The following is an 11,831-nucleotide window of genomic DNA, read 5'->3' as shown; positions in this document are numbered from 1 at the left end:
AATCAAGCTTAGCTTGTTTGTACCCAACCTGAGGCGGCTAAGCCAAGAGTCCCAGCCGAGGGATTGCCGATCCCGGTTCAAAAATTCTGAAAAATTCCGAGAGCCCATTTCTTAGACAGGGCTCAACCAGTTTCCCCCCGTACCCACCCCCGGCTTGTCACAATCTGTCACACTGAGGGGCTCCTCCTGCCTTCTCAACGGAAATCCTCGCCCCAATCTGGGGCCTTGCCCATTCGGCGCCGGAGCAGTATAGAAGGCGCGTAACAGCTTGGTCTGAAAGGTTTTCTGGGCTCTGCCATTTGAGCACTGAACCGGCTCAACATCAGCGACGCTGCCGTAGCTCAGTGGTAGAGCACTCCCTTGGTAAGGGAGAGGTCGAGAGTTCGATCCTCTCTGGCAGCACCATCGCCCCTCCCCTGCATTGCAGGAAGTTGAGGTAGAGTAAGCACTTAGGAGCGTCCCGCTTTCACACATGGGACGCATACATGATCCTCAGAATGGCCGCACCTTGGAAGCACCCCGATACGGGTGTCTTTTACCTTCGCCAGCGCACACCAGAAGACCTTGTTGCCCGCCTAAAGGGAACAATGGTGACGCTTCCGGTCGGTGAAGGTTCGAAGTCCGTCCGAATCGGCGAGTTCATTCAGATCTCATTGCGAACGAAGGAACCTCCAATCGCAAAGGAACGCCATGCAGCAGCGGATGCCGCGCTGAAGGAGTTCTGGAAGCAAAAGAGAGCAGAAACAGCCCCTCTCGTAGCCGAAAACTGGCCGGAAGTGCCTGCGGCTCCTGCCCCGAATCTAACCATGGAATGGAACGTAGCCGTAGACCGCTTCCAGCCATCAGCAAGCGCGGCATTAACTGACCTTGGGATAGCGGACACAGATGCAAACCGGTCGCGGATTGTATCTGGGGTTGCGAGTCTTATGGATGAGGTTGCAGCAAGGCTCTCCCCAGGCCTTGGCCAGGGTATCACCGGACCTCGCTCCTCATCTCAGAGCAGTCCCAGCCCGGAACCAGCCCTGCACTCGAAGCCGCGCGTTGAAGCGCAGCTTCAGGTTACAGTCCACGAACTCTGGAAGCGCTGGAGCGCATACCAAGTCGATAAGCGAGCCCCTTCGACAATCCGGCGCTACAAGCCAATCTTCAACTCGCTGGCAACCTATTGTGGCGCACGGAGTATTCAGGCAATCACAGGCGATCAAATCTACGCCTGGGCTGAGCATCGCCGTGATGTAGATGGGATCAAGCCGAAAGTCATCAATCGGAACGATCTGGCGGCGGTGAAATCAATTTTTAGGTGGGCGACTACTCATCAAGGCAAGAAGCTCATCGCGCTGAATCCAGCGGAGAAAATCCGGCTCGATGAGATACGTGAGGTCGCGTCGAGAGAGCGCCACTTCCGCGAAGCGGAGGTACAAGCAATCCTTGACCTTGCGAACGCAGAAACCTTCAACGAACGAAATCCGTCCTTCGCTCGTGCGAAGCGCTGGTGTCCGTGGCTCTGCGCCTACTCAGGGGCGCGGGTTTCTGAGATCACCGCTCTACAAGTGGAAGACATTCGACAGGAGCAGGGATCCTGGGTGATGCACTTTGGGCAGACCAAGAGCGGCAATGCTCGGACCGTCCCTCTCCACGAGCATCTTATCGAACAGGGCTTCTTGGACGTGGTACGAGCGGTAGGCACTGGTCCCCTCTTCTACGACCCAAAACGCCATAGTCCTGATGCGATCTTTGGCGGGTCCGAGCAGCGTGCCCAGAAGCTGGCGAAGTGGCTCCGGAAGTCTGTCGGCCTAGATCCAAAGGTGGACCCAAATCACGGCTGGCGTCACACCTTCAAAAACCGAGCGTTGGACGCCGGGATTAAGGAGCGCATTAGCGATGCTATAGTGGGCCATGCTCCGAGCAGCGTCGCTCGCAAATATGAGGCACCGACAATCCGGATGATGGCAAAGGCCTTGGAGCGATTTCCGCGTTACAGGGCGACCCCATGCAACGATGATGTCGCAAGTTAGGTGCTCGCTTTTCCTATCCAGCCGTCTCGCCTAAATGTTGCCCATCAAGTCGGGATCCGGCCAAGAGCCCGCCGAAAATAAGTTCGCTCATGCCGCCAGGGTCCGGTTCCAAACGATTGCCTGAACTGCTGGAGCAATGCAGCCCGGATAGAGGGACCACTATGCCCCTTCACGCCAGCTTTCTTCAAATAGCTTTGCACGATGCAGATCGCGGCTCCCATCAACACGTGACCTGGGATCAGCCGAGGAGATGAGGTTTGCCCTATAGTGACCTTTATGTTTCGCTGATACTGATGACGTTGGCGCTTGAATCTCGCACGTAGCTGGGCTCTATCGACCCTCAGATCGCCCCCACTGGACAAGTCAATAGCTCCCCCGCAACGTTCCGTTTTGTCCACGAACGATGCTCCCGAGCCAATTCCGGAAATGTCCATGTAGATCGGCCAGCGCAATGCGTGCTGAAGATCCCTAAGATAATTCGTTGAGAAGGCCACTGCGGGCCTTTTGTGTGAGCGAGGTAAGTGACCAAGGGATAGAATTGTCTCGGCAATCACTTCCGGCCTTACAACCGTGTTTTCCCACGCATAATCAGGCGTATAAATAGCCCGATTATCGACTCTCATAGTGCCGTCGAAATCACGCCAATCACGATCAATAAAGGCGCATGCAGCCTTTACGTTGTTCGCAATGAGCCAATCTGCAATCGCATGTACAGCATTGCAGTCCCCAACTGCCTTCAGATGAAACGTCTGACCAGGAACACATACGCTGGTGATGATATCCCAGAATGTAATATCCTCCGCGCCAGCATTCGAGCGGCCAGCCAACGCATCAGCCGGTGCGATGCTTGAACTGCCTCCTTCGCAAAAGGCAGTGACATCTTTCTTTGTAAACAGCTTATAGTTTCGGAAGCCGCTTAGGGTTCGAGTGAAGACAGGCATCAACGCGCCTCGACACTGGCTTCTTCGCTCTGAACATCCATATCCTGTACGGAGTCTGAGAAGCCTCCAACAAGGTCAGGCGAGTGCGTAGCAAAAAGCAGTTGCGCGTCACTATTGAGCCCTCGCATCGCATCAATGAGCTTTTCTTGCCATAGAACATGCAATGAGAGTTCCGGCTCATCCGCAATGAAAATTGACGGCTTACCGGCTGCGAGAAGCGTCTCCATTAATAGGATGTATAATTGCTTCTCACCTGATGACAGCTTATCAGGAGTAATAACGTTATCGTAATCCTCGCCCCGGAAAAAATAGATCCTTCCAGTTGAACTAATAAACGACTCCTTGTCATCAAAGAACTCGTCCAATGTCGCAGAGATCGCATATTTCTTCCTGTGAAGCGCAATTACTCCTCTACTATACTCTGACCAAGATCCTGCTATTTTTTCCATCTGGAGAAGGTACGAAGCGATAAGAAGATCATTCAGTTCGACACCTTCATTAGATTTGATACGAGCCAGGGATGCGGCGGCTCGATCAAAGACATCCGCCACCTTCTCTTCCTGTGCGGTGAGTTCGAGGTCATTCAACACACGCTCAATTGTCCCACGAAGGCGGGTAATGTTTATTTTACTCAGCTTCTTTGGAGTTAAGTCCGGACTTGGCAGCGTGAGCATCAAAGACGTAAGAAGCTGCTTCTGGAAAGAAGCCGTCTGCTGAGCTTGCTCGCTATCAATGGAGTTCACAAATTCAGTAAAGCGAATATTGATTTGCTCAAGGCGCTCATCAACTGCGCTGTCGAATGCGGCTTGAAGCTGATTTGACGGGGTGGCCAGCTTCCGATGAACAGAAATCCACGTAACTGCGGCAAGATTGTTGATAAATGCAGCTAGTGGTGGCTGTAGAGGCTCTAATGTCTGAGTGGCCAGACCAAGAATACCAGACAATCCCCCTCTACGAGAAGGTGCAGTTTTATATTGATATGAGAGTACTTGCTCCGCAACCGCCTTCTTGAGCTTGATATCGTTGTACGCTCTGATTTCTAGCCCACGATCAACGTTCTCAGTGGCACTCTTCAATCTCGTGACAAGCAAGTAAGGGCTACGCTTTGCCGCTTCATCTCGAAACACTAAGCGAATGCTCTCGAATGGAATTTTGGCAAGCGCATCGAAATCCAACAATAGGATGTCGGCAATTATGTTGAGAACGGTAGTTTTCCCAGATCCATTCCGCCCCACCAATATGTTTACGTCGGGCCTAAACTGAACTTTTATGTCTCGGTAGCCCCACAGCCGTTTGATTTGAATCGAACGGAGGTACGATTGCCTTGTGGATTGGCCAGACGCGATTTCCATATGCCCCTTCCGTAACCCGATACCTTTTTGAAATGAGTGTAGGTAAATCGGCGGCGGCACCCTACATCAGAGATCTTCGGAGCAAAAGAGTATAGCTAAGCCAGCTTCACCCTCAACTCTAACGCCTCCTTGAGACAGCGACGATCCTCCAAGGCTCCAGCCTCCATCTATGTGTGTTCCGATAGACCTTGCCCGTCTGGACCGTTCCACGATGTTGGCTTGGTCGTTCCAATAAAGTTGTCTTTGACATATGGAACGGAAAAGCTTATAACATCTTAGACTTCATTGGAACGAAACGGCCTCTGCCATGCTGATCGGATACGCACGGACCTCGACACTGGAACAAGAAGCTGGACTCGAAGCTCAGCTTCGAGATCTCCGAGCACTGGGCTGCGAAAAACTATTTGAAGAGCAGACCTCCTCAATCGGACCCCGCGAGGCTCTCGAAGCGGCGATAGAGTTCGCACGTGAAGGAGACACCCTGGTGGTCACGAAACTCTGTCGTCTAGCCCGTTCGGTCCATCACATGGGCGAGATCCTGGATCGGCTCAACGCGAAGGGTGTCGCCCTTCGTATCGTCGCCATGGGTGTCGATACCAGCACGCCCACCGGCAAGCTCATGCTGAATGTGCTGGCGAGCGTCGCACAATTTGAACGCGAGATGATGTTGGAGCGGCAGCGCGAGGGGATCGCCAAGGCCAAGAGCGCAGGCAAATACAAGGGCCGGAAGCCTACCGCTCGCGCCAAGACGGATGAAATCAAGGCGCTCCATGTGCAGGGCCTGTCGATGGGCGAGATCGCCAAGCGCCTCGGCATCGGCAAGGGCTCGGTTCACCGGGCACTCAGTGCATGAGACCACTGGCCGTCCGAACATTTTTTCAAAGTAAAGGGAGGGGCTCATCCCCCTTGTCTATCCCCCGGATGACACGGGATGACCCAAGGATCACTGGATAACAGATGACCTGCGATCACAGGCGAACAGCCAAGAAAGCCTTATATTGCTTAGCTTTCCCCAAAACAGCCATTTCCGATTTTCCGGCGAGTTGACAACATATGTGTCAAACCTGATCGTCGAGTAAGCCAAAAATGGCCTTTTCTCGTACCATCCAGTGCGACTTATTTCCTGGCTTGGCACGAAAAGTTGCCCTACTTTCCGAACATCAGATGACGGCTCCCGCCCTTGAGAAATCCATGCCTCAAGAAGCGGGAGCAACGGCGACCGGGCAAGGGAGCGCACGCCATCTGTAGGCCCGAGCGTCCAAACCTCGGGCCGTTTCGCTTTAGAGATGGAATGTACCATGGCTCCCATGTCCAAGAAACAGCGCTCGAAGGTTGCACGGCAGAAAGCGGCATTGCGGGATTCGCTTTGGCCGAAGCTGAATGAGAGCCGCCTTTGGGGCTATGGTAACTCAGAAGGCTGGTTGAACATTCCACGCGCCCTGCCCCTCATCCTCCGGATCATGGACAACATGTCGAAGGGCAAACCTGTTTCAGCAACCTATCTCGACCTTTGGTGCCGAACCTTCAACGATGCGTTTGTCGTCGCGAAACCGCGCGAGATGTCTTTCTTTTCGGGGTTCTCTGGGGAGAGGGCCGAGCGCACCTGGGCCAGCCGCATGAAAATCCTCCATGACCTCGGCTTCATCGACATCAAGGATGGGCCGAGCGGTCCCATCAGCTATGTGCTGATTTTGAACCCATACAAGGTTGTGAAAGAGCAATACGAAAAGGGCAATGTCGATTCCAAGTCGTACAATGCACTCATGGCCAGAATGATTGAAATCAAAGCCACGGACATCGAAGATGATGAAGATCTCGATGACGAAGACGATGATGATATTGATCTCGACGATGACAATGCAGACGACACAGACGAATCCAAGGATACCGACCGCTCAAGCAAGGGATTGAAGATCAAGCCAAAGCCGGAAAAGGCAGCCAAGAAGGCGAGCTAAATACCTCGTTACGCACGACGAGGAATGACATGCGCTACTACGAACTCGTAGAGGGGAAGCCGACACAGCCAAAGACTGGTATTACCAAGCCCTTGTCTCCTATGTCCCCTGAGAAGAGCCGCCGTGAGGCTGAGCGGAAAGCCGGGATCAATCAGGAGATCCGAGACGAGCAGGCTCAATCCAGTCAGAAGGTTCAGGGCCTCCGTGCTAAGCTCGCACGGAAGGCCTGACCTAAAATTGTTTTAGAGATCCTGCCGGATGTAATCGGCCTCGTTGCGGTCGATGGTGCGCACGTAAAGCAGCCACACATCCCGGCCAATGGGTTGGGCCTTCTTGATGTGACCCTTGGTGTTCTGGTTCAGGGCCAGAACGAACTTTTGCATATCCTGAGTCAAAACGATTTTAGTAATTTGAAAATAACTCATATTAAAAACTCGAACTCACTATTATTAGTATAGAATTATACTTACTTACTGAAATTGTTATGGCCGTATAAGCGTGAGCCCGCGAGCAAGCGTTACGGCCATAACAGGTGGCATGATGCGGAGCATCATGCCGCATTACAGAATTACTACTGGCATCGCATCGTCATCATTTCCATTGCTATGCTTGATTACGCGAGAATATGCCGATTTCTTCTTTGAGCTTGTGTCCGACTTCGGATTTACCAACACGCGAAAGCCTTGCCTTCCATGCGAATTACGTTTGACGGCCAAGAGATATTCCTTGAGCGCCTCCATCGGCCATTCGCGGCTCTGGCCGTCGATCAACGAAGTTTCGATGGCAACCTTCCCGGCATATCCAACAATGCTTTCGGCGGCTTCATCGAGCGCCTGCCAACCGAATAAGTTTTCGAAATGAATGATTGGGGCGACAGACCGAAGACTTGTCCTGATGGTGTCCTCTCCAAGCTTCCCAAGGTGTACAACCCCATGGACGGTAACGACCCATTGTGATCCCCTCGCCGTGTTGGGATCGTAGCCGAGATCTCGATATTGCTGCTGTTTCTGGGAACCGATCTCGCTGAAATCGTCCGCTAGAAAATGGTCGATCTCAAGGGCTCCTGCGAGGCCAAAATCCCGCCATCCCGCTCGATCAAGACCACGACTACACTGGTATCCGACTGCATTGCTCAACGCTTTGCGAGACGATTTGAACCGCCCGAATGCATCGTCCAGGTCGCTGGTCACGCACTGGATCATCGTGATCATTCGAAAATCGCCACTCGGAGTACCGTTTGGATATCGGGAAACTAATTTTCGACCGAGCGCACGCCCCCAGAACGTCGAGCAGGATGGACAGGCTGGACGGCGGCAGAAGTGGCGTACCTCACGCCCAAGGCGCGGCACGTACAGGGTTTGCCCGCAAGATCCGTATTTGCCTCGCTCACGAACCTTATCGTCGTAAGTTGGGCTCCCATAATTCCGGCTCAAAGTCCACGCATCGTAGACAAGCTCATTATATGCTGCTGTAAATCTTTCTCTAACTTCGATGTTTCTCATAAAATTGTTCAGTATGTAATAATATACATTTATACTGAACGGTTCGTTTGCCCGTCAAAATGATTTTGTATGTCAATCGTCTTGTTACTCGAACGCTTCTGCTTCTCGATTGCAAGCTTCTTGTATCCGATGTTCGAGGAATGATTGGCCTTGCTTGGGAGGCTACGGCGCAAGGTCACGACCGCTTAGCGAAGGAGCAACAGACGCCTGACCGCGCCCGGAAATGATTTTGGCGTCCGTCTGTACCCTGCGGGCCTTCGTTGCATCCTTGACTTACACACCGCCCTTTCACACATTGCGTTGGACGGACGCTACAAAGTGCTTACATTTCAATGGGGTGGTGGAGGCCCAAAGAGAGTTCGATCCTCTCTGGCAGCACCATCCCTCTCCCGAGGTTTGCGCCAAGTTTAAGCAGGACTTCAGGTTTCCGGCCCCTTTTTTGTACACAAGGGTGGTCCACATGGTCCTCGCGATGACACCTCCCGCAGGCATCCCAGAACCGGCATCTGCGGGTTCGGCAAGTCATCCCTGACCGGGTGCGTCCTTTCGTCGGCAAGCGCGAGGTGAAGCGCTCCCTCAAGGCTAGAGAACCTGACCACGCTCCAGCTGAAGCCGATCCGGATTCGCCAGAGCCGCTCCTTGAACAATCGGACCGAACACGACCATTCCGCTATTGAAAGGCGGATTCGGCCCGTGCTGGACTTCCAGTCCGTTGTCGCTGCCCGAGTGATGCAGGGCGGCCTCGGAACGACCCGTGTCGAGAGTGCGAGATCCTGCTCTCCGATCAAGCAAGACGCAAAGGACCGTCACCGCACGAAGCTGACAGGCTGGCCCGTGACCGGGTGAGCCACGACTTCCATAGCAATGCCATAGATCGACTGAAGGCACGCTGGCGTCATGATGTCGTGAGGCGTACCACGGGCGATCAGGCGGCCGGCCTTCAAAGCCAGGATCTCATCGCAGAAGCGCGCCGCCATGTTGACGTCGTGGAGCACGGCCAGGACGCAAAGGCCCCGCTCCCACGCGAGCCGTCGGACGAGTGCCAGGACTTCGACTTGGTGGACCACATCCAACGCCGAGATCGGCTCGTCGAGCAGGAGACATTCCGTATCCTGCGCTATCAGCATCGCCAGCCAGACCCTTTGCCGCTCGCCGCCAGACAAAGTATCCACGAAGCGATCGGCGAACGGCTCCACCCCGGCAAGTGCCATGGCCTCTTCGACCTTCTGCCGGTCTGTTGCGCCGAAGCGCCCAAGCACCCCATGCCAAGGGTAGCGCCCGAAAGCCACGAGCTCCCTGACGAGCATGCCAGGCGCCGGCGCGATCTGTTGCGGCAGATAAGCAACCTTCCGTGCGAAGGCCCGTTCGCTCCACTCCGACAAGGCTCTGCCGCCGAAGGAAACGAGGCCTTCTGAAACAGGCTGCTGTCGGGCCAGAAGCTTGAGGAGGGTCGACTTTCCCGAACCGTTGTGGCCGACGAGCCCGATCACGCGCCGCCCGCCCAGTGCAAGAGTTAGTGGCTGAAGCAGAGTTCGCTCGGAAACCGAGAAACTGGCGTCAGACAGCTCGAACAATGGCGGCTCGGTGCCGGGGCCGTCGCATGGAGCAGTGGACATGAGCTTCGAGAACCGCCGTGGCCACTACCACTTGTAGCTCGCCTTCAGGGTCGCCACGCGACCGGCGCCGTAGTTGCAGGTGTACTGCGTATCGCAGGCCGAGACATATTCGTTGTCGAAGAGATTGTTGACGTTGAGCGCTACCGTGAAGTTGTCGCGCGTGTAGCGGATACCGGCATCGAAGACGGTGGCGGCAGGCACCTTCAGGGTATTCTCGTTGTCGGCATAGGAGAAGCCGACATAGCGGATGCCTGCGCCGAATCCAAGCCCTTTGAACAATCCGTCCTGGACCGTGTAGTCGAGCCAGCCCGAGGCAAGAACTTCAGGCACGACGTTGGGGCGATTTCCGATCAAGGCTGGGTTGGAATCTGCAGTGATTTCGATGTCGTAAGCTGTGAAAGCGGCAATTGCCTTGAGGCCCGCCGTGATGTTGGCCTGCGCCTCGACCTCAACTCCACGCGAGCGTACCTCTCCCAGCTGGACCTCGAAGAATGAGTGCTCCGGATCGGACGTGTTCACGTTTTGACGCGTGAGATCGAAAAGGGACACCGTGATCAGGGCATCGACAAAGGCCGGCCTGTACTTGAGGCCGACTTCATATTGCTGGCCGGTTTCGGGCGCGAATGACTGGCCGAAGAAGTCGGAACCGATCACTGGATTGAAGGTACGTGATACGGCGACGTAGGGCGTCATCCCGTTGGCGAACTCATAGCCCAATCCCAGGCGGCCGCTGAACTCACCGGCTTCGTCGCTGAAATTGGCTGCACTGACCTTATCGGTGCTCTTGGTGGAGACGTGGTCGTAGCGCCCGTTCAGGGTCGCAATCCAGCCGCCGTAGCGGATTTGATCCTGAGCATAAAACCCGACCTGGTTCATGGTCAGGTCCTGATCGAGATAGGGAATCGTAGGCCCTTGTGGAGCGCCGTAGATCGGGTTGACCGGACTGATCGGCGTGCCGCCGCCGGCTGCCTGGATATGATCGATGTTGTAGTACTTGTAATCCAGACCGAGAAGCAGCGTGTGATCCAGCGGTCCCGTACCGAACTTCGCCTCCGCCTGATTGTCGAGGGAGAGCGTGTTCACAATGGTGTGGTGGTTGAAGCCGACACGGAAGAGGGGGAAATCAGGCCCGACTGGAGCTCCGCCCTGGTATCCGAACGGATAAGGACCGCGCTCCTCTGAATCCGTATGGGCATAGCGGAAATTCTGCCGCAGGATCCAAACATCGTTGACGGCATGCTCGAACTCATAGCCGATCATGGCCTGGTCGCGGCGATAGAGATCGACATCGGGCTCGTTGTAGTAGAACCGACGGGGGATGCGGCCATAAGGTGCGGGCACGGCCGTCCCGACATAAGGCAGGAACCCGCCCGTATGCATGAGATCCATATGCTGGTAGGACGCAAGAACGGTCAATTCCGTGCCCGCATTGGGTCGGAATGTGAAGGCCGGCGCAATGACGCCCCGGAAATCTTCGGCGATTTCCGTTTCCCAGCCGCCGCCGGACACCTTGCCGGTGAGGCGGTAGGACCAGATCTTGTCCTTGTCGAGCACACCGCCGAAATCGAAGGCGGCATAGCCATTGCCCCAGGAGTTGATGCCCGTCTCGATGTAGCGAAGCTGCTCCGTCGTCGGACGCTTGCTGACGAGATTGACGATGCCGCCGATTGACGAGCCGCCATACAGAGCCGCAGCCGGCCCCTTGAGCACCTCGATCCGCTCAAGAATGAAAGGGTCGATGTAAAACCCGCCAAACCCGTATTGATAGAGCGGCAGGTTGTTCAGGAAGACGCCGGTCTGGCCGGCATAGAAGCCGCGAATGAAGAACCAATCCGTGTCCGAGTCCAGCCCGAAGGGCTGCGCAAAAACTCCGGCCGTATAGCGCAGGGCCTCGTCGACCTTCTGCACCTGACGGTCCTCGAGCTCTTCACGGCCGATCACCGAAATCGACTGAGGGATTTCCTCGATGGGCGTGCTGGTCTTCGAGCCCGTTGCCGTGCGATTGGGAACATAACCGCTCACCGGACCGGTTGCGGTTCCAGCCTGCCCTTCCACTGTCACCGTCTCGAGTTGGATCTCGCCGGACGCCTGCTGCGTCTGCGCCCAGGACGGATTGCTGGATGTGACCGCGACAGCAAGGGAGATGACGCTCACTCCGATGCTCAACAGATGACGATAGTTCATTCGGGCCTCGAAACGCTACAGGCGCCCGTGCGGCTCTGATGGAGCCCAACCGGTCGCTTAGAACACCAATGTGCTGGTTCGAACCCTGACTATTAACTTCCCATAATCAAAGCAAGATCTATGTTTTAAAACTACTCTAATACCAAGTCCCGTTGATCATCATTTGTGGGCCCAGTCGCGCAAGCCGATGGACATGATGGTCCAGGGTTGGTCTACGAGCTTGTTCCAAGCCGCGCAACAGTGGTCGAGAATGTCCGTGTAGGACG

The 11,831-nt window shown here is 55.1% G+C and carries 10 protein-coding genes and 1 tRNA gene; 5 read left to right on the top strand and 6 right to left on the bottom strand.

Annotated elements, in window-relative coordinates:
• Positions 1-330 precede the first annotated feature (330 nt).
• Both GR303_RS17750 and GR303_RS17745 read left to right on the top strand, forming a co-directional pair.
• Positions 331-405, top strand: a tRNA-Thr gene (locus tag GR303_RS17750).
• Between the two features lie 80 nt (positions 406-485).
• Positions 486-2,015 (top strand): tyrosine-type recombinase/integrase, encoded by a 1,530-nt coding sequence (locus GR303_RS17745; RefSeq protein ID WP_161724800.1) that lies wholly within the window; start codon positions 486-488, stop codon positions 2,013-2,015.
• 44 nt (positions 2,016-2,059) lie between these two features.
• On the opposite strand, the gene GR303_RS17740 is transcribed toward GR303_RS17745, so the two are convergent.
• Complete coding sequence (locus tag GR303_RS17740) at positions 2,060-2,956, bottom strand: hypothetical protein (RefSeq protein ID WP_161724803.1); 897 nt, start codon at positions 2,954-2,956, stop codon at positions 2,060-2,062.
• Entirely contained in the window at positions 2,956-4,308 is a 1,353-nt protein-coding gene (locus GR303_RS17735; protein WP_161724805.1) for an AAA family ATPase, read from the bottom strand. Before GR303_RS17735 ends, GR303_RS17740 begins: the two co-directional genes overlap by 1 nt.
• Positions 4,309-4,615: 307 nt before the next feature.
• On the opposite strand from GR303_RS17735, the gene GR303_RS17730 reads away from it, so the two are divergent.
• From GR303_RS17730 to GR303_RS17720, 3 genes are all read left to right on the top strand, one after another.
• Entirely contained in the window at positions 4,616-5,161 is a 546-nt protein-coding gene (locus GR303_RS17730) for a recombinase family protein (protein ID WP_161724808.1), read from the top strand.
• Between the two features lie 445 nt (positions 5,162-5,606).
• Positions 5,607-6,263 (top strand): hypothetical protein, encoded by a 657-nt coding sequence (locus GR303_RS17725; RefSeq protein ID WP_201752122.1) that lies wholly within the window; start codon positions 5,607-5,609, stop codon positions 6,261-6,263.
• Between the two features lie 29 nt (positions 6,264-6,292).
• On the top strand, positions 6,293-6,493 hold the full coding sequence (locus GR303_RS17720) for a hypothetical protein (protein WP_161724811.1): 201 nt from the start codon (positions 6,293-6,295) through the stop codon (positions 6,491-6,493).
• Positions 6,494-6,505: 12 nt separating this feature from the next.
• Here GR303_RS17720 and GR303_RS17715 read toward each other — a convergent pair whose 3' ends face one another.
• The 4 genes from GR303_RS17715 to GR303_RS17700 form a co-directional block, all read right to left on the bottom strand.
• Entirely contained in the window at positions 6,506-6,646 is a 141-nt protein-coding gene (locus tag GR303_RS17715; protein ID WP_161724813.1) for a hypothetical protein, read from the bottom strand.
• A gap of 177 nt (positions 6,647-6,823) precedes the next feature.
• Positions 6,824-7,474, bottom strand: coding sequence for a hypothetical protein (locus tag GR303_RS17710; protein WP_161724815.1), 651 nt, complete (start codon positions 7,472-7,474; stop codon positions 6,824-6,826).
• 1,097 nt (positions 7,475-8,571) lie between these two features.
• Positions 8,572-9,381 (bottom strand): ATP-binding cassette domain-containing protein, encoded by an 810-nt coding sequence (locus GR303_RS17705; protein WP_161724818.1) that lies wholly within the window; start codon positions 9,379-9,381, stop codon positions 8,572-8,574.
• Positions 9,382-9,405: 24 nt separating this feature from the next.
• Complete coding sequence (locus GR303_RS17700; RefSeq protein ID WP_161724821.1) at positions 9,406-11,565, bottom strand: TonB-dependent siderophore receptor; 2,160 nt, start codon at positions 11,563-11,565, stop codon at positions 9,406-9,408.
• Positions 11,566-11,831: the final 266 nt, after the last annotated feature.

The sequence above is a fragment of the Microvirga arsenatis genome (assembly GCF_009910705.1).
GTDB lineage: Bacteria > Pseudomonadota > Alphaproteobacteria > Rhizobiales > Beijerinckiaceae > Microvirga > Microvirga arsenatis.
This window is presented reverse-complemented; position numbering and strand designations above follow the sequence as displayed.